Raw genomic sequence first — 20,968 nt, forward strand, 5'->3', positions numbered from 1 at the left:
GGTATGCCACTGACTGAAAAGGCGGAGCATTTGCTGCAATTCTTCTGGCCCTTGCCGCATCGTAGTCGCTGTCGACAGCGATAATTAGACAATCAAAAGGGCATTCCACCGTAGCATGTGCCCGCTTGAGAGGACTGCGTTCTGATCTCCAACTTTATTGGCGACGTTGGTTGCGAGTCACGTGCAGCCCTCTGATAGCTTCCAGTTACATCTGTAGCTTGCTGACAATGTGCTTAACTAAGAGGAGTCCGATACTGATTGAAGTTAGGCCGAACATAATAACATATAAATAATCGACTTGTATGCCTGCGTAGGGATAATAGGCTGATCGCACCCACTCTCCAAGCTGCATGGCAGGATTGAATTTCATCCAATAATATACTTTATCTGGCAGATAGCTTGGCAAGAACATTACACCGCTGGAAACATACAGGATGATACTGAACAGTGCGTAGCCGATCATCCAGCCTGGAAAAAAGCCGATGATTGCTACATTAATTGTCCCAATGCCGATACCGAGTATGATCGCAGCTAGGTAGCCGCACAAGGCTGTGAATGGTTCTGCCGGGATTGGATTGACGCCAATGGCCACTAAAACAGACGTAACGACCAGCAAGGCAAGAAATCCGGTCACAATCTCTACCAAAATTCTGGAAAATATAAGGTCGAATAATTTAACTTGCGGATAATATGTAAGTGGCCTATTCATGATAACTGATTTCATCACTTCACGAGAAATGTATTGAAAGACTAGAACTGGAACCGCGCCCGTGGCAAAAAATAATGCTCTAGCGTCGCCAAGCGGTGCGGCAACTTTCTGAAAAGTATAAATTCCGATCAAGCAGAAGATGTGAACGCAAGGCCACAGCACGACAACCCCGTAGCCCCAGAGCGAAGCTCCGAAGCGCGTGCGCATGTCCCGCAGCATCAAGGCGTGCAGGACGTGCAGATAGGACTCGATCGGGCTCTTCTGCCCCTGGACCGGCGGGAGGGCGGGCATCGACGTGACCTCTGGTTGTCGAGCCTACTTTGACGAGAAAAGGGGCTAAAGTACGTTGACCGCTGCACCCCGGTCGGATGAGTGGCGGGTCGCGAGATCATAGTAGCCGCCCATCAAGTCGCCGTAGGTGGCGGCCCGGATCGGCACGGTGAGCCGGCCGGCGACCGAGACGTCGATGGCGAGCAGGCGGTCGTTGAAGGCGGCCGGATCGGTGGCCAGCGCGGCGGGGAACAGGTGCCCGTTCGGGTAGACGCGCAGCCGTTCGGCCGGTGCGCCGAGGTCGAAGGCCGCCACCGGCAGGCCGGTGCGCAGCGCCAGGGTCAGCGCGTACGCGTAGGTCTCGGGCCAGATCGACGGCAGCAGCACCAGATCGGCCGAGACCTGGGTGACGAGATCGAGGGTCTCGTCGTCCTCCCAGTGGCTGCCGGGGTCGGCGATTTGGAGGGCCGCCCGGGCGACCCGGTCGAGGGTCGGATCGTCCGTGGAGTAGCGCCCCGTCTCGGTGACGCCGGCGCGCGCGAGGCCGCCCGTCAGGTCCGGGTCCGAGTAGCCCACGATCGCGAAGTGCAGCGGGAGATCCCGCTCGCGCGCGTCGGTGGCCAGGGCCTGCAGGAACAGGGCGCCTTCGGGGAGGCTGATGCCGCCGAGCACGGCGACGCGGCGGACGCGGCCGGGCCGCTGGAGGCTAGTGTCACGCACCGACCGCTCCGGCTCGACGTGCGGCCGCACCGTGACGGCGAGGTCCGGGTACACCGTGCGGATCCGGGCCGCCGTGTCGGAGGACGGCGCGAACACCCGCGCAGCGCCGGCCAGGAACGCCCCGAACACCGCCCGCCGCTCGCCCGGGTCCGGCTCCTCGAACCCGTCCGCGTCCACCGCCAGGCACGACCGGCACTCCGCCACCGGCGCCAGGCCGCAGTAGCGCCCGTCCGGCTGCACCAGGTGGTTGCGGTGGCACACCGGCGAGTAGTCGTGCAGCGTCCACGCGTAGGGACGCCCCGACCCCGCCACCACCGCCATCAGCGCCCGCGCCGCGCCCCAGCGCAAGCCCGCCAGCGAGTGCACGTGGATCAGGACCGGCGCCAACTGCCCGACGAAGTCGGCGAGCTCGGCCGCGTCGCGCGGCAGGTACAGGCTGTCGAGGTTGGGCAGGTACAGGAACTCGGGGCCGCGATACGAGACGTGGACCTCGAGGTTGCGGGTCCGGTCGATCTGCAGCAGCACCACGCTCAGGCCCTCGGCCCGGGCCTGCGCGACCATGTCGTCGATGTGCCGCTGGATGCCCCCGCCCCAGCTGTGCGTCACGTAGAGCAGCGCCCGGCCGGCGAAGTGCCGGGCCAGCCGCGCCCGGTCGAGCCGCGCCCGCCCGCGCCGGCCGGGATCGGCCTGGACGAACTGGCCGACGCGCGCCGGGTAGTCGGGGTGCTTGGCGAGCAGCGCCGCCTGGCCCTGGTCGTACTCGCCGCCCGCGTCGAGCCCGAACGAGATCTGGCCGGCATGGTGGACGAACACGTCCTCGGCGAGCAGGTTGACGAAGCCGGCCTTGGTGGCGCGCAGGCACCAGTCGTTCTCCTCGCCGTAGCCCTTGCCGAAGGCCTCGGCGTCGAGGTCGCCGACGGCGTCGAGGGCGGCGGCGGTCATGTACATGCAGAAGCCGACGCCGGTGGGCACGGGCACGGCGCGGCCGCGATTGACCTGCGCGGCCACGCGGTCGAGGTCGGGCCGGGCGATCTCGAGCGGCATGGTGTTGTTGGCGTTGAAGCGCGGGTAGGAGCAGATCGTGGCGTTGTTGGACAGCGGCGTGACGCTGCCCACGGGAAGCCCCGCGCCCATCCCTGCCCCGGCCTCTACTCCTGCGCCTGCCTCCCCGCCGGACCCGGCCTGAGGGTCTGCCTGCGGTTCGGCGTGGGCGACGAGGCGGTCGAGCCAGTCGCCGAAGACTTCAGCGTCGGAGTTGAGCAGGACGACGGCGCGGCCCTGGCGCAGGCCGAGGGCGCGGTTGACCGAGCGGACGAAGCCGAGATTGCGCTCGTTCTCGACGAGGTGGAACAGGCCGCGGCCGGCGAGCGCGGCGAGCTCCGCGGTGAGCTGCGGGTCGGGGGAGCGGTCGTTGACGGCGAGCAGGGTGAAGGGGGTGGCCTGGGGCGCCGACAGGCAGGCGTGGAGGGCGCGCAGGGTCTCGCCGCGGCCCTTGTAGACGGGGACGATGACGACGACGCGGGCCTGCGCGATGGGCAGGGCCCGGGGCAGGCGGTCCCATTCGTCGGCCGCCGGAGCCTCCATGGGCGGGTAGGTGCCGAGATCCTCGGGGCAGCCCATCAGCCCGGCGGCCCGGCCGGTGCGCACGTAGTGCAGGAACGGCGCCTCCCCCGGGCCCAGGAGATGCCCGTAGGCCCGGCGGTAGAAGCGGGTCGAGAAGGCCTTGCTCGGGTCGCGGTCCTCCTCCTGCCCGTGGGACAGGAAGTGGATCGCCGGGCCGTTCTCGAAGCCGCGCGTGTCGGGGTAGCGCTTGACGTACCAGGGCGCGTCGAAGAGCGGCTCGATCAGGCGGGCCTGCTCGAACAGCTCCGCGTCCTCCTCGGCCGGCGGCGCGCCGTAGCGCGGATCGAAGGCCTCACCCGCGAGGTCGCCGCCGCGCAGCAGGACCCGGGCGAGGTGGTGGACGAAGGGCGCGATACCCGTCGCTTCCGCGGAGGGATGGTGCGCGCGGTAGGCCCAGCCGTTGAAATCGGGCCTGGGATTGCGGCCCTTGCGCCAGCCGGTGTCGCAGTAGTCGCGCACCGCGTCCTCCGCCTCCGACAGCCCGTAGCGCGCCCGGTAGAAGCCGTGGTCGAAATGCCCCGCCACCAGACGCACCTGCAGGTCCAGGAACGCGTCCCGGTCGAGGATCTCCTGCCCGATCGCCCCGAGCCAGCCCGTGTCCTCGACCGGCGCCCGCGCCGGCCGCAGCCCGCAGACCCGCAGCAGCGCCGCCAGCGTCGAGCGCCCCGGGCCGGGATCGCGCAGCTCCCGCCAGCCCGCCTCGGCAAAGTGCAGGAACGGCTCGCGCCCGCCCACGTCCGGATAGGTCGCCCGGTACCAGTCCGCGTCCACCGCCGGCAGGTTCAGCCGGTGCGGCCCCGCGAACGGCTCGGCCCCTGTCAGCCGGGTCTCGGCGACGTAGCGGAAGAACGGGTCGTCCGCGACCGCCCGGCTGCCGGCCCGCGCCTGCACGTAGCCGGCCGGGTCGAAGTCCGGCCGCGGGCCGATCCGCGCCCGCCAGCCCTCCGCCACGTAGTGGCGCAGCAACTCCGCGTCCGAGGCATCGGCCAGCGCCTCGGCCTGCGGTCCGGGCAGGCGCTGCCGGTAATGGGCGGCGTCGAAGTAGGGGGCGAGCGTCTCGACCCGCAGCGCGAGCGCGGCCTCCGGGTCGGGGCGGGCCGGTCCGCCGTGGAGGACGTAGTGGACCAGCGGGTTCCGGGTGGCGAAGGTGATCCCGCGGCTGAGGCAGTAGGCCAGGGTGTCGAAGTGCGGCGCCGGCTCGCGGCCCTCGCGCCAGCCGGAGGCCATGTAGTGGTCGACCGGGTCGACGCCGGCGGCGGCGAGGTCGGGGTTGCCGGCGAGATAGAAGGCGCCGTCGACGAGGCGGCGGGCGAGGCGGTGGGCCTCGGCCGTGTCGGGCTTCGGCAGGGCGGCCGCCTCCCCCGCCCCGCCGGCCCCGCCACGCCCGGCGCGGCGGCGCGCCAGGGCGTGCAGGAGCGGGTTGATGCCGGCGCGGGCGAGGTGGGGATGGGCGGCGAGGTAGGCGGCGGAGTCGAAGTCGGGGCGCGGGTCGCGGCCCGCGCGCCAGCCGTGGACGAGGTAGTCGCGCACCGGGTCGGCCGCGATCCCGTACCAGCTCGCGTAGAACGCCGTGTCAAAGTGCGGGGCCAGGACGGCGATCTGCGCGTCCGCGGTGATGAGATCGTGCGCCGCCGGCAGGCCGCGGCGGGCCGCTAGCCGGATCAGCGGGTTGCCGCTCGCGCGGACCGGGCCGGAGCGCGCCCAGCGATGGTACAGGCCGCGGATCCGCTTCAACGCGCGGCGCCCGCTCTGTCGCGCGACGGCCGCCGACCGCCGTCGGAGGGCGTGTCGGAATCGGCGCTGGGTTCGAGGCCTGGAGCTCGGGTGAGCATGTGTTCGCGCGGGCTGGATCGAAGGCATCTCGGCGCGCCGGGCAGGGTGCCGCGCCGACGGCCCATCGCCCTAACGGAACGCGCGCGCGGGGTAAACAACCGCACGCTCTGCCCCACGTCTCGCGCGACCCGCCGGCGCGGTCAGATCAGGTCGGACCGCCACGTCACGTTCTCCCGCACGATCCGCGCGGGGTTGCCGGCGGCCACGCAATGGGGCGGCACCGTCCCGGTGACGACGGCGTGCGCGCCGACGATCGCGTTGTCGCCGATGACCGTGCCCTTGAGGAGCGTGGCCTGATTGGCGATCCAGACGTGATTGCCGAGCCGGACGGGCTTGGCCGGGTTCAGCCGCGCGCCGGTGTCTCGGGTGACGATGGAGTGGAAGTCGCTCGTCGTCATCCACACGCCCGACGCGATCGAGCAGTCCGTACCGATCTCGATCGCCTTTCCCTCGACGGGGTTGAGATGGACGAGCCCGGTGAAGCCGGTCCGGTCGCCGATGCGCAGCACCGAGCCGGGGCCAATATAGATGTTGGCCATCGACAGCCGCACGTCCTCGCCGACATCAAACCGGCAGTTCGACTCGATGACGATGTGCATGTCCTTGTCGGACACGCAGCCCCTGCCTATGCGGATGTAGTTGTTGTCGCCGTTGACGTAGATTTTTCCCGCTTGGCTGTGCTGATCCCGCGAATCAATGTCGATGACATTATTCTCCCCTTTGTCGAAGATATTCAAAGACATAATTCGCTCTGCGGGATCTATGAACGCCCCTGGGTGCGGCGCGGCCGGCGTCCCGAAGCGGACGGCCGCACATCGAACCCGCGGAAGGAAGCTCGCCTTCTGACATGACGATTACGGTATCGGCGTGCCGAGATCGGGATCCGTCGACATTCGTCGGTCGCGCCGACGCCCCCGAGCCGGCAGCGGCGTTTCAGAAAGGTCTCTAAGCCATCGGGCGCCGTCCTCACAACTCGCGCGGCGGATCGGGCGCCCGTGGCCGGGCCACGGGGGCGGCTCTGCGCGGCTCTGCGCGGCTGTTGACGCCGGAAGGCGCCTGTGACGTATGCCGTCCACCAGAGAAATCATGGGATGAGGCCATCCGGTGGCTGAGGACAACACCCTAACGAAGGCCCTGGTGGACGTTCGGGCGCGCAGGGCCGCGCTGCAGAGCGATTACGATCGGATCGCGGCCGAGCTGACCAAGCTCCGGGCGGCGGAGGCGGCGCTGACCTCCATCGTCGAGGGGATCCCGCTGGAGGCCTCCGGTCTCCACGCGCCCGAGGGACCGCGGGCCGCCGCGGCCGACCGCGCCGCGCCCGCCTCCGGCGGACGGCGGGGCGCCCGCGGTCCCCGGGCCAACTCGGCCAAGGGGCGGCTGAAGGCGCTGCTCGGCTCGGCCGGCCCGCAGGGCCTGTCGCACGCCGAGATCGCGGAGCGGCTGCCCGACGTCGCGCCCAACACCCTCAACACCTATCTCAGCATGCTGGTGACCGGCGGCGAGGCGATCCGGAACGGCGACTTTTTCACCGCCGCCGCGGCGCCCGACGGGGCCGAGGACGGGGACGCCGAGGCCGATCCGGAGGCGGACGAAGAGGTCCGGCACGAAGCCGCCCCGGAGTGATTTCGGCGCCCGGTTCGGTCTGGGCCGTCCGATACGGTCCCGTGCCCGCCACGCCTCCGGGTCAGGCGGCCGCCGACATCCGCCGGATGATCGACAGCATCAGCGCGCTCGGCGCGGCGGCCGGCACGGGGAAGATCGTGGCGGTCTGGTCGGTCTTCACCCGGGGCAGCCGCTCGATCACCGTCCGCAGGTTCGGGAGCGTCCGCGCCAGGGTCGCGGCCAGCGTCTCGCCCGCGATCTTGGCCATGACGTATTCCAGGGTGTCGCGGGGCGCCTCGTCGATGGCGCTGGTCGACGGGTAGAAGGCCGCCACGGCGTCGCCGCGCTCCAGGCAGAACTGGCTCAGCTCGTAGAAGGCGGTGTTGTAGACGCGCATCATCTCGTCGAGGCAGGCGGGCTCGAACGGCGCGCGCTTCTGGCGGAAGATGCGGGGCGTCGCGAAGTGGTAGAGCTGCGACGGGCGCATCGCCAGCGCCGCGAGCTGCGCGGCGGCCGGCTCGGCGGCGTCGTAGCGCAGAACTTGGCAGCGGCCGCCGGCGTCGCGGATCTCCCGGGCGATCGCCTCCGCCTCGTCGGCGCCGGACGCGTAGGTGATGCAGACCGCCCCGCCACCGGCGGCGATCAGCTTGGCGGTCGCGGCGCCGAGCCCCCGCGACCCGCCGACGATCAGCGCCGATACCGCCGCGAAGGCGCCCGGCTCCACCAGCGCGGCGAGGTCCCGCAGGCTCTCCTGCTCCACCGGCCGCGGGCGGACGAAGCCTTCGACCCGGGCGACGAGGCCGGGGCCGACGACGTCCAGCGTCACGGATTGCAGCATCGGCTGGTATCGCTTCACCGCGTAGCCGAGGCGCGAGCCGGTGCCTCCCTCTGTGACGGTCACGTCGATCTTCGAGAGGATTGAGTGGAGGCCGGGCACGAACATACCGACGAGCGTCGAGAGGCCGCCCAAGGTGGAGACCCGGCCCGAACCGAGGGCGCGAGCGAGGCGCGGCGCCAGCGCGGCGATCGCCGCCGGGTCTGTCAGCGCGAAGGCACCGGTGAGCCCCGTCAGGGCCGCCGGATCGCGGGCGACCGGCTCGGCGGGGATCGCGACGGGCGCGACCTCGACCGCCTGACCAGGTGCCCGCTCGGCAGCGAAGGTCGCCTGGATCGTCAGGGTGCGGACGCCGTCCACCGCCACGGACAGGCGCAGCTGCCGCGCGTCCGCCTCGTGGACCGTCAGGACGGTGCGGTCCCCGACCAGCACGAACCGCTCGAACCGCATCTGCAGGGTCGCGAGCCGGTCCAGGGGATGGGCGTCGGCGCAGGCGTCGAGGGCCCAGAGGGCGGCGTGGACGCCGTGGACGGCGCGCTCGCCGGCCAGCGTCCGCCGGGCCATCCGCGCGTCCATGTGCATCGGGTTCACGTCGCCGGTCGCCCGTGCGAAGGCGGCCTGATGGGCCTCGGTCCAGGTCCGCGTCGTCGCGGCGGCGTCGTCCGAACCGGATCCGTTCATCGCGCAGCTCCTCCTCGGCCGGTCCCCGTCCCGACCGGACTGACCGGCCGCCGGATGCCCGGCCCCTTGCTTTATGACAACCGATCTCGCAAGAGGGCGGCGCTCGCACGCACGGAAAGGGGCCGGTCGATCGCCGGAGGGCAGGCATCCGCAGGGTGTCGCAGGGACCGGTATCGAGGATGATCACGGCTCGCGCCCTGTCGATCGGTTTCGTCGGAAACGTCGTTACTAACCCGTTCGGGAAGGTGGCGGGCCGCCTCGCGGATCTCGCCATGGTCTCATGCGAGCATCTCCCCATCGGACAGATCGAGCAGGTGCTGGCGGGTCCCGCCGCCGCCGACGTCCTGATCGTGCATCTCGACCACCGCTGGTTCTTCGACGTCGCCCCGGACGAGGCGGCCGTCGCCCGCGCGCGCGGCCTCGCCGACTTGGTCTCGGCGCGTCTCGCCCGCGCGCCGGGGACGATCATCCTCAACACCGTGCCGTTCGTGCCGGTCTCGTCCGTCGAGAGCGACCTCCACGACCAGCTTCAGGCGCTGGCGCGGGTGAACGCGGTGCTGTTCGACCTCGCCCGGGCGCAGGAGCGGGTCAGCGTCGTCGACGCCGCCGGCGCCCTGGCGCTGCTCGGATTCGCCAACGCCTTCCGCGAGCGCAACCGGTACATGTACCAGATGCCCTACGCCCCGGCCGCCGTGGACGCGCTGAGCGAGCGCTACGCCGACGCCGTCGCGGCGCGGCTGCGGGCGCGGCGCAAGGTGGTGGTGGTCGACGCCGACAACACCCTCTGGGGTGGCGTCGTCGGCGAGGACGGCGTCGAGAACCTGGAGGTCGACAGCGACTATCCAGGGATCGTCCACACCCAGCTCCAGCGCCAGCTCCTGCGCCTGAAGGGCCTCGGGATCCTGGTCTGCGCGGTGACGAAGAACAACGAGGAGGATTTCCGCGCGGTCTTCGCCCAGCGCGCGATGCCGCTCCGCCTCGACGATTTCGTGGCCTACCGCAGCAACTGGACGGAGAAGAGCGAGAACATCCGCGACCTCGCCGCGGCCCTGAACCTCGGCCTCGACAGCTTCGTCTTCCTCGACGACAACCCGTTCGAGATTGAGGAAGTCCGCGCCCGGCTGCCCGGGGTCGAGTGCCACCTGTTCGACCGGACGCGCCCCGAGCAGGCGCTCACCCTGCTCGACGGGATCGCGTCGCTGCGCGCCCGGAACGTCACCGCCGAGGACCTGGCCAAGACCGAGCAGTACCGCGGCGAGGCCCAGCGCCAGGAGCTGCAGCGCTCCGCCGCCTCGATGGACGAGTACCTCGCCTCCCTCGAGATCCGGGTGCACGTCGCCCGCAACAACCCCGGCTCCCTGCGGCGGGTCACGCAGCTGATCAACAAGACCAACCAGTTCAACCTGACGACCCGGCGCTACACCGAGGACGAGGTCGCCACCGCCATGCGGGAGGGTGGCGTCTACGCGGCCCGGGTGGTCGACCGGTTCGGCGACATGGGCATCGTCGGGGTCGCCATCGTCCGGGGCGGCGAGCTCGAGACGTTCCTGATGAGCTGCCGGGCCCTCGGACGCCGCATCGAGGCCCAAATTCTGCGCCACGTCTGCCAGCAGGAGGGCGATCGGGACCTGAAGGCCCGGTATCGCCCGAGCGCGAAGAACCGGATGGTCGAGAGCTTCCTCGACGACAACGGCTTCGAACCCTTGAGCGCTGGCCCCGAGGGCAAGACGTACCGACTGACACGAGGACCCGATGACACCCCCTACATCCACATCGTCGCGGAGTGACCGCGGCGCCGTCGAGGCGGCTGCCCGCGCGACCTTCGCGCGGCTCGTCGAGACCTGGGGGCGCCCGGACCTGGAGAATCCCGGGCCCGAGGACGACGTCTACGAGCGGCTTGATTCCTTTGCGGTGGTCGAGCTCCTCCTCGAGACAGAATCCGAGATCGAGCGGACGGTAGGCCGCTACGTGCCGCTCGCCAACGAGAGCATCCTCGACAGCACGAAGTCGCCGCTCCGCCGCTTCCAGGGCTGGATCGACTACGTCGCCGAGACGGTCGAGCATGGCTGACCTGCGGTTCTCGCGCGCGACCCTGGCGGGGCTCGTCACCACGGTCGGCGCGCGCGTCCAGGCCTTCGACGACGAGGCGGCCGGCCTCGGGCTCGCTCCCGAGGAGGCCGAGCGCCTCAAGCGGGCCATGGGCTTCGCGACCCGGCACGTCGTCGCCGATCCCGCCACCACGACGGCGGATCTCTGCCTGCACTCGGCGCGCCACCTCCTGCGCGGCCTCGACCTGCAGCCCGACGCCGTCGACGGGCTGATCCTGGTCACCCAGACGCCGGATTACAGCTCCCCGTCGACCGCGATCGGGATGCAGCACCGCCTCGGCATGCGGACCGACACCCTCTGCTTCGACATCCGCCTCGGCTGCAGCGGCTTCGTCTACGGGTTGTCGGTCGCCTACAGCCTGGTCGAATCCGGCCTCCAGCGCGTCCTCCTCTGCGTCGGCGACGTCGCGAGCCGCATGGTCGCGACCGGGGACCGGTCGATCACGCCGATCATGGGTGACGCCGGCGCCGCGGTGCTGATCGAGCGGCGCGAGAGCGAGAGCTTCTTCCAACTCCACAGCGATGGCTCGGGCGAGAAGGCCCTGTTCATCCCGCACAGCGGCCTCCGGGCCGACGCCGAGGATGCGGGCAAGCTCGGCACCATGCACATGGACGGGGCGCAGGTCTTCAACTTCACCCTCAAGCGCGTCCCGCCGCTAATCGAGGGCATCCTGGCCTTCTCGGACACGCGCGCCGAGGACGTCGACTTCCTGGTCCTGCACCAGCCGAACAAGTACATCCTCAAGAACCTCCAGCGCCGCCTGGGGCTCGACGACAGCAAGCTCCCGACCGGCACCCAGTCGATCTACGGCAACCAGAACTCGGCCTCGATCCCCGGCACGATCTCGGGCTTCCTCGCGGAAGCCTATGCGGGCCGGCGGGTGCGCTCGCTGCTCGCCGGCTTCGGGGTCGGGCTGAGCTGGGGAGCCTGCACGATCACCACCGACCGGATCTTCGCGCCCCCGGTCCTGACCTACGAGGAGACCACCCGATGACCGAGGGCGCATTCCTGGACGAACTCGGCACGATCCTCGACCAGCCGGGGCCGCTCGCCCGCGGGCAGAGCCTCGGGGAGATCGAGACCTTCGACTCGCTCGGCATCCTCAACATCATGGCGCTCTACGACACGCTGGGCCTTGAGGTGGATCCGCAGCGGATCGCCGGGGCGGCAACCACCGACGACCTGATCGCGCTGGCCGGCGCGAAGCTGCAGGCCTGAGCGCGATGTCGGAGCCGATGTCGGATCTGGGTGGGCACGTCCTCGTCGTCGGGGCCAGCAGCGGCATCGGCCGCGCCGTCGCCGAGCGCCTCCGCGCGGGCGGGGCCCGGATCACCGCCCTCGCCCGGCGGGCGGACCGGCTGGCCGAGCTGGAGGCTCTCGGCTGCGCCGCCGTCGCGGCCGACGTCACCGACCTTCCGGCGATCGGCGGAGTGCTGCCGGCGGCCGTGGCCGAGCGGGGGCTCCTGACCGGGCTCGTGTACTGCGCGGGCGTCCAGGTCATCAAGCCGATGCGCAGCCTCGGCGTGGAGGAGGTCGAGCGCCTCTACCGCACCAACCTCGTCGCGCCGACCCTGTTCGCCGCCGCCTTCGGCAGCGCCCGCGTCTCGACCCGGGACGCGGTGTTCTGCGCGGTCTCGTCCGTCGCGGCGCAGCGGCCCGAGCCGGCGATCGTGCCATACGCCGCCTCCAAGGCGGGCCTAGACGCCCTGATCAAGGGGATGGCACGGGAACTTGCTCCCCGACGCGCCGTCGCTGTCGCCCCCGGATGGCTCGACACAGAGATGACTCAGGCCCATGCCCGACTGTATGGCGCAGACTTTAAAGAAGCGCTGGAGAGACGCAGCCCCGCGGGCGCAGCGACGATCGAATCCGTTGTCGATGCTATTGAGTTCCTGATGTCGCCGCAGGCCCGGCACATCACCGGTGCGATCTTGCGCGTCGATGGTGGAGCCGTCCTGTGAGCCGTCCGGTGCAGCGGCTCGCGCTGATTGGCGGCGGCGGCTTCTCTAAGGAAATAGCCGAGGTGGCCCAGCTGTGCGGCTATACGGTTGAGGCGACCTATTCGAGCCAGCCGACTGCACAGGTTGGAACCTACCGCGGCTATCTCGATGAGTTGCTGGCCGATCGCGCCGAGTTCGAAGGGGTGGCCCTCGCCGTTGGGGGGGTAAGCCGCGCCGCTATCAAGGCGCGTGGCGAGATCATCATGTGGCTCGACCGCCACGCTTTACCCTGCCCGCCCCTAGTCTCGCCGCACGCGATCGTTAGCCAGGGCGTCGCGCTGGGCGCAGGCGCATTCGTAGCGCATGGCGTGATCGTCAATGTCGATGCGCGGTTGGGTCGTTTCAGCGTCGTGAATACCGGCGCCATCATTGGTCATGACGCGGAGATCGGTGACAATACGACGATCTCGCCGGCTGCCTTCATTGGCGGACGCTGCACGGTCGGTGCCGACGGTCTAGTTGGTCCGCTCGCGAAGGTGTTGCAGGGCCTTAAGATCGGCGAGCGTACGACGATTGGTATGGGCTGCACTGTGCTGCGTCCGGTGCCCGATGATGCGGCAGTTTGGCCCAGGCCCGATAATCCCGTCGTTGCATCGAACCGTAGTTGAATCGACCCGAAATTACCTGGATCAAATGACAACACGGAGTCTCAGCGAGGCGGTTGAACGGGCTACACTTGGCGTATAGTCGCGGAATGTGGTGTGACGGATCGAGCCTGAAGCGTTTGGGCTCTTTGGTCCAGACCTGAAGGACATGCTCGTAGGGCGTGAGGCCGCGCAGGGTCTTCAGCCGTCGATCGTGGTTTTAGGCGTCGACGATTGGCGATCCGACGCCATCTTCACGCTGGTCCCGGTCGGGGCGACAAGCCCTCGATCCCGACCCTTTGGCGGTCTTCGTCCGGGATCAGGTGAGCCAGACTGCCCGGTTCATGTTGTACGTGAGGTTGGCCAAGCCGATCTTCATCTGGGCTCTCGACAAGCCGATCGTGCGCACCACGAGCCCCATCAGCCCCTTCTGCTGAGCGAAGACGTGCTCGACGGCGGCGGGGACCTTCGACTTCACGCCGTTGGCCCGGGCGACGTTCCTCGCCATCGGCTTGCCCGGCGGCTTCTTGCGATGGATGCGGGAGCGGAAGCCGTTGCCCGCCAAGTGTGCCTCGTTGGCCTTCGAGCGGTAGGCCGTATTGGCCCACACATCGCTGGCGTATTGGTCTTCGAGAGAAGACCTGGCAGCTGCGCCCCGTCGTGGCGGACCGCGTCGGTGGCGGTCCAGGTTCGGATCAGCCTGTGGCGGCGATCGATGCCGACGTGGCTCTTATAGTCGAAGGGCGGCACCGCGAGGTCGATGCGCTTCGACCCATCTTCAGCCGGCTTGGCCTTCGACCCTTTGATCGTCCAGCGCGCATCCCGATCCTTCTGGGCGAGCTAGGCCGGTCTGGCCTTATCCGCGGTCGGCGATCCATCGCGGCTGGGCGAACATCTGTGCAGGGCGTGCTGTACTTGGCTGCCTTGACCGCGATCCGGCGAGACTCTCCGTTCCGTCCCTTCTACGAGCGGCTCACTGAGCGTGGCCGGCCGAGGAAGGTCGCCCGCGTGGCGGTGATGCGAAAGATCCTGGTGACGCTTAACGCCATCATCCGCCACCGCAAGCCCTGGCGGCCCCTCACGCCTTGACCTTCAACACAGCCGCTCCGTCGTCCGGGCGCTGCCGTAGAGAACTTGGCCCATAGCGCATCCCTCGCCGCAGGGTGATCAACCTTACCACCACATCGCAGGATCATACAGCACGGCTGCTGAGACCGGGGCGCCGTCTTTCCGAACCGTTGCAACACGATCGGGAGAGATCTAATGGCTCAAACACGCATCGCTTTGAAGGCTAATCGTGTTGATGGGACAGTTTTTCGACCGCCGCTACAACCTTACCGCCAATTGAGTTAATGCCAAATCTTGACATGGCTGCATATGAAAATGTTCGAAAGCGGCAAGTTAATATAGCAGTCGCCAGCTCCGATGAAGTTGGAACCCCTTGAATCGGAAACAAAAAATCACTCCAAAACTCAATAGCAGACGGAATGTTAGTTACTACTGGCCGTTTAAGCGATATGCAGTCCGCAACCGTAGCTGACGATTCGCCATTTGAATGTCGCCTCACCTGCACCACCATATCTAGTTTTTCCAACTCCGCTCGATAATGGAGATCCGAGTCAATATAGTCCGAGAAAGTGGCGCGGACTTTCAGATTCTTTGAAATGTCCTCAAGCTGCTTTCTGTAATCGGGATCACAATGTCCCAAAAATCTTATCTCAGCCTCAATTCCCTCTGTCCTTCTAAGTATCGCAACAGCTTCGAGAAGCACCTCTGGCATCCGAACTTTTCCGATAAATCCGACAGTGCCAATAACAAAATTGCGATCACTGGTGAATTTCGGCGGCAACTTATCCGAGAACCTATCAGCGCCTGAAATGGCCAGAGGTACTACGGCGATCGGCACTACTCTGTCGAGGCGTAGCAATTCTTTGCCAAGCATATCAGCAGCGTGCTCGGAGTGAACTATTACCCCTCTGGCATTAGCAATTATAGGTAACGTGCAGAGCAAGGAGCTATTAAGAAAGTCTTCCAGTCTTTTGCTTTCAAGCGCCGCATCCACCTCGTCAGGTTCGTAATGATTCTTCAACTCATTCTCAAGATATGCCCAAGGCTGGCGCACCGAGTTGAATCGAGCCAAATCCCACATCAATCCTGAGAGTCTTACATCATGCAACCACACTATTCCAGGCCGCATCTTCAAAAGTAGCGCCGCATGCAAGTGATGAAAGCTGTTGCCGATAATGTACAACGATACGTCGGAACAATCTGATTTAGCCAAGAAACTCGCGGCCGGATGAATCGACAGTTTGCCAGGATCTTGTTTCAGCGAAGGAGGAACAAAAGAACCTCGCGTACCGCAGAACGAGATATCTGCGTATTCCGCCATTGCCGGTACAATATTCATATTGTAGTCGGCGATCCCAGATTGATTGGGCGGAAGTGGACCAATCATTGCCAAGCGTAGCCGCTCCTTTGCAATCCCAGATTCGGCGAGTGCCGATCCCGGTTTTGCAACTTTAGAAAATACTTGAACTACTTTATCCGCTACTTCGGACCAACGAAATGCGTTGAATTGATCTGCCCTCGGTTTCAACAATCGAAATTCGTCATTTGTCAAGCTATTATAGAGGTAGGATGCAATCTGCATTCTATCGTTTGGATCAAAGCGCAATGCGGGCTCAAGCACGATGCTCGAGAGTGCTGGAATATCTGCGACAATCGTAAATGCACCAGCGGTCACCGCCTCTGCTGCTGGAAGACCGAAACCTTCATACTTAGACGGAAAAACAAATGTAGTGGCTCGCCGATATAGCTCAGCCAATGTCTCGTCATCAATGTTACGAACGAAATACACATCTGATTCAGAAAATTCGTCTCTTATGTCACCTAAGCCCCTGCCATATTTAACGATAGTTGCTTCACTATAAGATCCGACAAGTACTAAAGGGTATCGCCGACGCAAGGTATTCTTGAGAGATCTATAGGATAAAATCAGGTTTTCGGTATTCTTCGTAAAATTGTCCCCACCAACCGTCATCACAAAGCCGTCTTTCGCCCTTTCGCCAAGAAATTTTATTATTTTGTTTCGCGGTTTGCTGGCGGGATCTATTTTATTGTTTGATTCTCGAAAAATGGAGGAAACGCCAGCGCCAACGTTGTAGACTTTATCCGACAGCTCTGGAAAATACGCACAAAAATCTGATGCAGCGCTGCTGGAAATTGACAGGATAAAATCGGCTTTGCATAGCCGACTCAAGCCGACTTTATACCAAATTTGAGTCTTGGGGCTCTGAAGATATCGCTGGGGGTAAATGAGTGGGATCAAATCATATAGGATAGCAGCTTGAACAAGATTCGGGAATTTCGACTGCAGAACGGTGTCCACTTTGCCGTCCGGTATGGCTGTCGCTGCCGTTGCCAACAAGATGGTATCGTCGTTGAAAGTTCCGGTCTTTAATTCGCTGGCGCAGACCAAATCAACGTCAGGCAATTGCAATAGCCCTGGCTCAAGTGGATCTAAGTCAGAACTATACACCCCATAGATTTTCACACCTTTTTGACGAGAAAGTTCGGCCGCCAAGTGCCTCACATATCTTCCAATCCCTCGATCTCGAAAATCGCGATGCTGTAATGGTTCAAAATTCATTATAAGCTTCATCTTTAACGTCTCCGAAGCTCGTCAAGAATAAACTGGAGTATTTGATAAATGTCTTGCGCATCCAAGGACGTAGGGTCACTGAGCTGTATCAGAGGTGACATCCGGATCCATGACCGGCCTTCTGTTATGCCATGCGCAATATAATGCATTAATGGATTGCACCCAGCGGCCTTTACGTCTGGATGCAATTCTAAATAAGCATCTCCATCAAATCCCAAGCTCGGCCTTCGCCCCTCTTTCCAACCCTTTTCCATATAATGCTGCAGCGGCGAAATATCGTTGAACGATAGATCCTTGTTATGTTCTCTATAATATGCTTCGTCGAAACCTGGGATCATGGGATTTCCATCATCCATCGAACTTGATTCTATCTCAACCTTGCGCCATCCTCGGCCTTCACAAATTCCCCAGTTCAGAAAATGTATAAGAGGGTTATGACCTGCCTCGCGAACATCGGGGTTGATATCCAGATATGCGTTGCCGTCAAACCCGTCGCTTGGATTTCGTCCTTCTTTCCAGCCCACTGTCAGATAATGCTGAAGCGGAGAAACTTTCGCAAAATCCACATCGCTATTATTGGTGACGTAATAGTCGTTATCGAATCCTGGCAATATGCCGCCAAGTATGGGCGTGGCTTTATCCTCGGCATTGTTGTTCATTTCGAATGTACCGTTTTCTTTCATATGGACCGAGTCACCTTTATGTGGAGCCTGATGTGAAACATCGAGGTCAAGACGTGAGAACGATTCAATACATGGCGACACTAATTGAGAGAGAATACTCGATGCTGCCTTACCCGACTCGGAACTTGCCTTTGATCAAATCCTTAGTTCACCGTCCGTAGATGTCCTCGACGCGGATGATGTCGTCCTCGCCGGTGTAGGAGCCGACCTGGACCTCGATCAGCTCCAGCGGGATCTTGCCCGGGTTGGCCAGCCGGTGCATCGAGCCGATCGGCAGGTAGACCGCCTCGTTCTCGTGGACAAGCACCACCCGCTCGTCGATCGTGACCTCGGCGGTGCCGCGCACCACCACCCAGTGCTCCGCCCGGTGGTAGTGCTTCTGCAGCGACAGCCGCCCGCCCGGCACCACCTGGATCCGCTTCACCTGGAAGCGCTCGCCGAGGTCGATGCGCTGGTACCAGCCCCAGGGCCGATACATCCGCAGGTGCGCGTCCGCCTCCGGGGCGCCCTGCGCCCGCAGGGCGCCGACCAGCTCCTTCACCTTGCCCGAATGCGCCTTGGAGGCCACCAGCACCGCGTCCGGGGTGGAGACCACCACGACGTCCTCCAGCCCCACCACCGCCGTCAGGCCCTCGCCCTGGCTGTGCACGAGGCTGTTCCGCGTGCCGATCAGCGACACCCGGCCGCGCACGGCGTTGCCGGCCTCGTCGTGGTCCAGCACCTGCCAGACCGCGTCCCAGGTGCCGACATCCGACCACGCGAACGACACCGGCAGCACGCCGGCCCGGGCGGTCCGCTCCATCACCGCGTAGTCGATCGAGATCTTGGGCGCCTGGGCGAAGGCCGCCGCGTCGAGGCGCACGAAGTCGAGGTCGGTCACCGCCGCCTCCAGGGCCGCGCGCGCGGCCGCCAGCACCTCGGGGACGAACGCCTCCAGCTCGGCCAGCATCAGGTCGGCGCGGAACAGGAAGTAGCCCGAGTTCCACAGGGCGCCGTCGGTGATCAGCGCCTCGGCGCCGGCCCGGTCGGGCTTCTCGACGAAGCGGGCGACGCGGGCCGCGCCCGGGGCCTCGGCGATCGGCTCGCCGCGGCGGATGTAGCCGTAATCGGTGGCCGGCCGGTCGGGCTCGATGCCGAGCGTCATCGTGTAGCCGGCCTGGGCGCCGGCGGCCGCGCGCCGCACGGCGTCGACGAAGGCCGCCGTGTCGGGCACGACGTGGTCGGCGGCCATGATCAGCACCACGGCCTGCGGGTCGCTGGCGGCGGCGTGCAGCGCTGCGACCGCAACGGCGGCGGCGGAGTCGCGGCCCTGCGGCTCGAGCAGGATGTCGGCGGACAGGCCCAGCTGGTCGCGCTGCTCGGCGACGATGAAGCGGGCCTCGGCCGAGGCGATGACGGTGGGCGTGGCGAAGACGGTGGCGTCCGACACCCGCGCCAGCGTCGCCTGGAAGGTCGAGCGCTCGGCGTCGACCAGACGGGCGAACTGCTTGGGCATGCTCTCCCGCGAGGCCGGCCACAGCCGCGTCCCCGTCCCTCCGCAAAGGACTACGGGTAGAACTCGCTCGCTCCGATCGCGCACTTGTCTCTCGGCCTCATTTAAGATTCAGCGACGGAAACACGCATTCTGGCATCATTTAAGATCCGAGCCAGAGACGCCATCTTATCAGTTTTTGGCACCCAGCCCGTTGCTTGTTGAAGGTGACGGGCGTCCCCGAATGCCAACGGAACATCGGATTTGCGCGTCCGAGCAGGATCAAGGCGAGTCTCAAATGCAACCTTGGACAATTTGCGCAAGGCCATTAACATGTCTTCAATACTGCAGGGTTGGCCCGAGCAAATATTAAAGATTTGAGGGCCATCAAAAAATTTCGCACATTGGAAAATTTTGATGTAAGCGTCGACAACATCTGACACATCCAGAAAGTCCCGTTGTGCTGAGAGGTTGCCCACCTCGATGAAGGAGGGGCGCAATCCGACCTCGATCAGCGCGATTTGATGCGCGAATGAGGCGATGGCAAAGTCCAGATCTTGGCCAGGACCGATATGATTAAACGGGCGCAATATGATGGGATTGAGACATGTCCCATCGGTTGATCTTAGCAACAGCTGCTCACCAAGCCATTTGGAATGCGCATACGCATTCATCGGCTGTGGTTTTGTCTGCTCTGTAGCCGGACACTGGTCCAAAAATGAACGTCCGTAAACCTCACTTGAACTTGCAAACGCGAAAGTGCAGGGCTCACCGAGCCGATCGATTGCATCGATCAGATTGTACAATGCTCCGAAATTCAGGCGCCAAGTGTCGAACCGCGACTTGTCGGCTCGAACAATCGACGCTTCAGCAGCCAAATGAAGGACCTCGGTCGGTCGGAAAGTCTTTACTCGGTTCGATACCGCTAGTGGATCGATGAGATCTAAAGACTCATAACTTACACCCTCCGGTATGTTTGAACAGGCTCGGCGTCCAATGCCCAAGATCTCGGCCGACGCAAAAACTTGCCGGAATGCATGGAGAACGTGACCTCCTACGAAACCCGACGCGCCAGTGATGAGGATCCGCTTAAGCACGCTAGCTAAGATAGGCGCTTGATGTCGGCGTCGACCATCTCGGTGATCAGCGCCTCGAGGCTGGTCTCGGCCTCCCAGCCGAACGTCGCCTTGGCCTTGGCGGGGTTGCCCAGCAGCACCTCAACCTCCGCCGGCCGGAACAGCGCCGGGTCGACGATCAGGTGGTCGTCCACCTTCAGGCCGACATGCTTGAACGCGATCTCGCACATGTCCCGCACCGTCGTGGTCCGGCCGGTGGCGATCACGTAATCGTCCGGGCGGTCCTGCTGAAGCATCAGCCACATCGCCTGCACGTAGTCCCGGGCGTGGCCCCAGTCGCGCTTGGCGTCGATGTTGCCTAGCCGCAGCTCCCTCTGCTGGCCGAGCTTGATCCGCGCCACCGCGTCGGTGACCTTGCGGGTGACGAACTCGACGCCCCGCAGCGGGCTCTCGTGGTTGAACAGGATCCCGTTCGACGCGTGCAGCCCGAAGCTCTCGCGGTAGTTGATGGTCATCCAGTGCGCGTAGAGCTTGGCCACGCCGTAGGGCGAGCGCGGGTAGAACGGCGTCGACTCGCTCTGCTTGGCTTCCTGGATCAGGCCGAACATCTCCGAGGTCGAGGCCTGGTAGTAGCGCGCCTGGGGCGCCGCCGAGCGCAGGCACTCGAGCAGGTGGGCGGCGCCGAGGCCGGTCACCTGCCCGGTGAGCAGCGGCTGCTGCCAGGACGAGGTCACGAAGGACTGGGCGGCGAGATTGTAGATCTCGTCGGGCTTGGCCGCCTGGACGATGCGCAGCAGGGCGGACTGGTCGAGCAGGTTGCCGTCGACCAGCTCGACATCGTCGAGGATGCCGAGCCACTTCAACCGGTGATCGAAGACGCCGGCATGGCTGGAGCGCCGCACGATGCCGGTGACGGCGTAGCCCTTCTGCAGGAGCAGCTGCGCCAGATACGCGCCGTCCTGGCCCGTCACACCCGTGATCAGCGCTCGCTTAGCCGTCATGAACCCGTCCCGTCCCGAAGATGCCCGGCTGCTACGACCGACCTGACACCCAGGTCAAGTTTGAGTTGTACGAGGTACTGATCGAGCCGCGGGCTGATGCTCACATACGA

Annotated in this window: 16 protein-coding genes and 3 pseudogenes; 8 read left to right on the top strand and 11 right to left on the bottom strand. The window is 65.1% G+C overall.

The window, feature by feature from the left end; genetic code table 11:
• Positions 1-205: 205 nt before the first annotated feature.
• The 3 genes from ACX9MN_RS19705 to ACX9MN_RS19715 all read right to left on the bottom strand — a co-directional run bounded on the left by ACX9MN_RS19705 (position 206) and on the right by ACX9MN_RS19715 (position 5,898).
• Positions 206-1,000 carry an ABC transporter permease gene (locus ACX9MN_RS19705; protein WP_489725156.1) on the bottom strand — a complete coding sequence of 265 codons (795 nt, stop codon included), beginning with the start codon at positions 998-1,000 and terminating at the stop codon, positions 206-208.
• Positions 1,001-1,045: 45 nt separating this feature from the next.
• Complete coding sequence (locus tag ACX9MN_RS19710) at positions 1,046-5,056, bottom strand: glycosyltransferase (RefSeq protein ID WP_489725157.1); 4,011 nt, start codon at positions 5,054-5,056, stop codon at positions 1,046-1,048.
• A gap of 239 nt (positions 5,057-5,295) precedes the next feature.
• Positions 5,296-5,898, bottom strand: coding sequence for an acyltransferase (locus ACX9MN_RS19715; protein ID WP_489725158.1), 603 nt, complete (start codon positions 5,896-5,898; stop codon positions 5,296-5,298).
• A 361-nt stretch (positions 5,899-6,259) separates the two neighbouring features.
• Here ACX9MN_RS19715 and ACX9MN_RS19720 point away from each other — a divergent pair, with 361 nt between their 5' ends.
• A complete protein-coding gene (locus tag ACX9MN_RS19720; protein ID WP_489725159.1) occupies positions 6,260-6,778 on the top strand; it encodes a hypothetical protein in 519 nt (172 codons plus the stop codon).
• A gap of 61 nt (positions 6,779-6,839) precedes the next feature.
• On the opposite strand, the gene ACX9MN_RS19725 is transcribed toward ACX9MN_RS19720, so the two are convergent.
• Complete coding sequence (locus ACX9MN_RS19725) at positions 6,840-8,273, bottom strand: SDR family NAD(P)-dependent oxidoreductase (protein WP_489725160.1); 1,434 nt, start codon at positions 8,271-8,273, stop codon at positions 6,840-6,842.
• Positions 8,274-8,452: 179 nt separating this feature from the next.
• Here ACX9MN_RS19725 and ACX9MN_RS19730 point away from each other — a divergent pair, with 179 nt between their 5' ends.
• The 6 genes from ACX9MN_RS19730 to ACX9MN_RS19755 are packed head-to-tail and all read left to right on the top strand — an operon-like array spanning position 8,453 to position 12,990.
• Positions 8,453-10,060: an HAD-IIIC family phosphatase gene (locus ACX9MN_RS19730; protein WP_489725161.1), complete on the top strand. Its 1,608-nt coding sequence runs from the start codon at positions 8,453-8,455 to the stop codon at positions 10,058-10,060.
• On the top strand, positions 10,026-10,343 hold the full coding sequence (locus ACX9MN_RS19735) for a hypothetical protein (protein ID WP_012318195.1): 318 nt from the start codon (positions 10,026-10,028) through the stop codon (positions 10,341-10,343). The genes ACX9MN_RS19730 and ACX9MN_RS19735 overlap by 35 nt, the downstream gene beginning before the upstream one ends.
• Entirely contained in the window at positions 10,336-11,376 is a 1,041-nt protein-coding gene (locus ACX9MN_RS19740; RefSeq protein WP_489725162.1) for a ketoacyl-ACP synthase III, read from the top strand. Before ACX9MN_RS19735 ends, ACX9MN_RS19740 begins: the two co-directional genes overlap by 8 nt.
• Positions 11,373-11,600, top strand: a complete 228-nt coding sequence (locus tag ACX9MN_RS19745) for a hypothetical protein (protein ID WP_010685059.1) — start codon at positions 11,373-11,375, stop codon at positions 11,598-11,600. The genes ACX9MN_RS19740 and ACX9MN_RS19745 overlap by 4 nt, the downstream gene beginning before the upstream one ends.
• Positions 11,601-11,617: 17 nt before the next feature.
• Positions 11,618-12,343 (top strand): SDR family NAD(P)-dependent oxidoreductase, encoded by a 726-nt coding sequence (locus tag ACX9MN_RS19750; protein WP_489725163.1) that lies wholly within the window; start codon positions 11,618-11,620, stop codon positions 12,341-12,343.
• The gene (locus tag ACX9MN_RS19755) at positions 12,340-12,990 is read left to right on the top strand and encodes an LbetaH domain-containing protein (RefSeq protein ID WP_489725164.1); all 651 of its coding nucleotides are present in this window, start codon (positions 12,340-12,342) and stop codon (positions 12,988-12,990) included. The genes ACX9MN_RS19750 and ACX9MN_RS19755 overlap by 4 nt, the downstream gene beginning before the upstream one ends.
• A gap of 76 nt (positions 12,991-13,066) precedes the next feature.
• Here ACX9MN_RS19755 and ACX9MN_RS19760 read toward each other — a convergent pair.
• Positions 13,067-13,186, bottom strand: a pseudogene (locus ACX9MN_RS19760) (IS481 family transposase); the annotation flags it as partial.
• A 99-nt stretch (positions 13,187-13,285) separates the two neighbouring features.
• Positions 13,286-13,836: pseudogene (locus ACX9MN_RS19765) on the bottom strand (transposase); the annotation flags it as partial.
• Between ACX9MN_RS19765 and ACX9MN_RS19770 the strand changes: the two are divergent.
• Positions 13,816-14,055 (top strand): annotated as a pseudogene (locus ACX9MN_RS19770) (IS110-like element ISMno7 family transposase); the annotation flags it as partial. The pseudogenes ACX9MN_RS19765 and ACX9MN_RS19770 sit on opposite strands and share 21 nt — an antisense overlap.
• A 202-nt stretch (positions 14,056-14,257) precedes the next feature.
• Here the strand turns inward: ACX9MN_RS19770 and ACX9MN_RS19775 are convergent.
• The 5 genes from ACX9MN_RS19775 to gmd form a co-directional block, all read right to left on the bottom strand.
• Positions 14,258-16,549, bottom strand: a complete 2,292-nt coding sequence (locus tag ACX9MN_RS19775) for a glycosyltransferase (protein WP_489725165.1) — start codon at positions 16,547-16,549, stop codon at positions 14,258-14,260.
• An 80-nt stretch (positions 16,550-16,629) separates the two neighbouring features.
• Positions 16,630-17,310: a hypothetical protein gene (locus tag ACX9MN_RS19780; protein WP_489725166.1), complete on the bottom strand. Its 681-nt coding sequence runs from the start codon at positions 17,308-17,310 to the stop codon at positions 16,630-16,632.
• Positions 17,311-17,458: 148 nt separating this feature from the next.
• Positions 17,459-18,889 (bottom strand): mannose-1-phosphate guanylyltransferase/mannose-6-phosphate isomerase, encoded by a 1,431-nt coding sequence (locus ACX9MN_RS19785; RefSeq protein ID WP_489725167.1) that lies wholly within the window; start codon positions 18,887-18,889, stop codon positions 17,459-17,461.
• Between the two features lie 17 nt (positions 18,890-18,906).
• Positions 18,907-19,878: an NAD-dependent epimerase/dehydratase family protein gene (locus ACX9MN_RS19790; protein ID WP_489725168.1), complete on the bottom strand. Its 972-nt coding sequence runs from the start codon at positions 19,876-19,878 to the stop codon at positions 18,907-18,909.
• A 5-nt stretch (positions 19,879-19,883) separates the two neighbouring features.
• Positions 19,884-20,858 (bottom strand): GDP-mannose 4,6-dehydratase, encoded by a 975-nt coding sequence (gene gmd, locus ACX9MN_RS19795; RefSeq protein WP_489725169.1) that lies wholly within the window; start codon positions 20,856-20,858, stop codon positions 19,884-19,886.
• Between the last annotated feature and the right edge of the window lie 110 nt (positions 20,859-20,968).

The sequence above is a fragment of the Methylobacterium sp. 1A genome (assembly GCF_058072805.1).

Coding starts and splice junctions, on each gene's coding strand:
- ACX9MN_RS19730 (WP_489725161.1), top strand. CDS start 8,453: ATGATCACGGCTCGCGCCCTGTCGATCGGTTTCGTCGGAAACGTCGTT.
- ACX9MN_RS19780 (WP_489725166.1), bottom strand. CDS start 17,310: ATGAAAGAAAACGGTACATTCGAAATGAACAACAATGCCGAGGATAAA.
- ACX9MN_RS19745 (WP_010685059.1), top strand. CDS start 11,373: ATGACCGAGGGCGCATTCCTGGACGAACTCGGCACGATCCTCGACCAG.
- ACX9MN_RS19715 (WP_489725158.1), bottom strand. CDS start 5,898: ATGTCTTTGAATATCTTCGACAAAGGGGAGAATAATGTCATCGACATT.
- gmd (WP_489725169.1), bottom strand. CDS start 20,858: ATGACGGCTAAGCGAGCGCTGATCACGGGTGTGACGGGCCAGGACGGC.
- ACX9MN_RS19740 (WP_489725162.1), top strand. CDS start 10,336: ATGGCTGACCTGCGGTTCTCGCGCGCGACCCTGGCGGGGCTCGTCACC.
- ACX9MN_RS19725 (WP_489725160.1), bottom strand. CDS start 8,273: ATGAACGGATCCGGTTCGGACGACGCCGCCGCGACGACGCGGACCTGG.
- ACX9MN_RS19750 (WP_489725163.1), top strand. CDS start 11,618: ATGTCGGATCTGGGTGGGCACGTCCTCGTCGTCGGGGCCAGCAGCGGC.
- ACX9MN_RS19735 (WP_012318195.1), top strand. CDS start 10,026: ATGACACCCCCTACATCCACATCGTCGCGGAGTGACCGCGGCGCCGTC.
- ACX9MN_RS19705 (WP_489725156.1), bottom strand. CDS start 1,000: ATGCCCGCCCTCCCGCCGGTCCAGGGGCAGAAGAGCCCGATCGAGTCC.